Annotated in this window: 2 protein-coding genes and 3 pseudogenes; 1 reads left to right on the forward strand and 4 read right to left on the reverse strand. The window is 46.8% G+C overall.

What is annotated here, in order from left to right; all coding sequences use genetic code 11:
• Positions 1–549, forward strand: a 549-nt coding sequence (locus tag NG99_RS29785; protein ID WP_034899888.1) for a hypothetical protein, incomplete at its 5' end; no start/stop codon positions are given.
• Positions 550–627: 78 nt separating this feature from the next.
• Here the strand turns inward: NG99_RS29785 and NG99_RS30460 are convergent.
• The 4 genes and pseudogenes from NG99_RS30460 to NG99_RS26985 all read right to left on the reverse strand — a co-directional run.
• Positions 628–744: an IS3 family transposase gene (locus NG99_RS30460; RefSeq protein ID WP_408606443.1), complete on the reverse strand. Its 117-nt coding sequence runs from the start codon at positions 742–744 to the stop codon at positions 628–630.
• A 35-nt stretch (positions 745–779) separates the two neighbouring features.
• Positions 780–1079 (reverse strand): annotated as a pseudogene (locus NG99_RS29590) (DDE-type integrase/transposase/recombinase); the annotation flags it as partial.
• A gap of 15 nt (positions 1080–1094) precedes the next feature.
• Positions 1095–1295, reverse strand: a pseudogene (locus NG99_RS30465) (IS3 family transposase); the annotation flags it as partial.
• A 263-nt stretch (positions 1296–1558) separates the two neighbouring features.
• Positions 1559–1852: pseudogene (locus NG99_RS26985) on the reverse strand (transposase); the annotation flags it as partial.

A 1852-nucleotide genomic window follows, 5' to 3' on the forward strand; every position in this document is an offset into this window, starting at 1 on the left:
AAGGAGACGCTGGCGGATGATGCGGACGGCGCCGCCGTGACGGTCTGGTACACAGTAACCCGTTCGGGCACCACCGCGCCGGTGAGATCTGATGAGACGGGCTATACCGTCAGTATAAATAATTACACAGAACTAAATGAAGATTTTGAAAATAATGGTGACGTTACTCTTGCTGACGGTGATGAGCTGACATTATCTACCTCGGGAGCAATCCTATACGGACCAGCTTCAATAAAACGTCCCAGGGTACAACATTCGCCTCAAATCATAAATTCATGTTTATTGGTGGGTTCTACATGCAAGATTAAATTTCCTACACTTTTTTTAAATTTCAGGGTTGGACTTATTGCCGAAGAAGAATTTAATGATGATAGTGGCGTGACTATTATCTTTTACGACTTAGCGAATAATGAGACCGAGCGATTCCATGTAGATTTGAGTAGCACTGCCACGTGGGTTGAACGAGTTATGACTAACGGTCCTGCTTGTAGCATTGTTATTGCTAGCCAAACAAGCATTTTGGTTGACAATATCACAATCAAATTTTAGTCTTTAGATTATCTATTATGTGGTGGTCAGCTAAGTTTGACCACCACGTTCTGAACTGCGCCCCATATCTTGGACAACTTATGCAGCCTGACTTAGTCGATATTGCACCGGGCTGAGGCCACCAAGTTTTCCCTTTATCCTCAATTGGTTATAATAATCAATGTAACCAATGATGTCTCGCTTTAAGTCATCCACATTTTTATATTCATTAAGGTAATAACATTCTGATTTCAAGGTTCCAAAAAGCTCTCTATGACCGCATTATCCAGGCAATTTCCCCGGCGAGACATACTCTGGACGATGCCGCTATCCTTTAACCACCGCTGCCACCGTGACATCTGATATTGCCAGCCTTGATCGCTGTGCAATATTGGGTGTTTATCTTTCGGCAACTGTTTCAGCGCATCCGTAAGCATAGTCTGCACCATTGAAGGTAAAGGGCGGATAGCGAGGTTATAAGCAATGATTTCGCCATTATAAAGATCCATGATGGGCGACAAATACAGCTTCTTGCCATTCACTTTAAACTCAGTGACATCTGTGACTCACTTCTCGTTGGGGCGTTTTGCATCAAACTGGCGCTTCAGGAGATTATCGCAAATTCGCCCTTGTTCTCCATTATATGAACGGTACTTTTTGACGCGGATTAGGCAGCTTATACCCAGTTCCTTCATTAATTTTCTGACGGTTTTACCATTAAGTAACCCACCCTCGTTACGACATGCCAGCCTGATACGTCTGTAACCATAGCGCCTTTGTGCTGGTGATAAATTTTCAGCACAAGTGCTCTGGCAGACTGATACCTGTCCGGAGCTTTAAGACGTTTGACATGATAGTAAAATGTGCTCCGGGGCAGCCCAGCAACAATTAATAATCGGGACAATGACCATTCCTGCCTTAGTTCATTAATAATGCTCACTTTTTCTTGGGTGCTGAGCATGTTTTCTGCCGAACCAAGGCCTCCAGCTTTTTTAAATAGGCATTCTCGACCCTGAGTTGTTCAAGTTCCGTAGTGGCGCAGACGGGAGGCTGACACCGGCGGGCGCTTCAGGTAGCGGCCCAGATATTTGACGCTGTGCCAGGCTCCCCGGGTTTTCCTGGCGAAATGTACCTTCCAGTAGCGGCCATACTGCGCCTGAAGATAGCGCCGCCACTGGCGCTCATCGTGGATGTGGCCCAGCCCTGGCAGCCTGTCGGGCATGATACGCTCGTAGCTGCCGCGCAGCAGGCGGATAACCGCACTCCGCCAGATGGCCTCAACGGCCTTTTTTTTGAAGAAAAGGCTGCGCCAGACGCCGTGTTT

The sequence above is a fragment of the Erwinia typographi genome (assembly GCF_000773975.1).
Classification (GTDB): domain Bacteria; phylum Pseudomonadota; class Gammaproteobacteria; order Enterobacterales; family Enterobacteriaceae; genus Erwinia; species Erwinia typographi.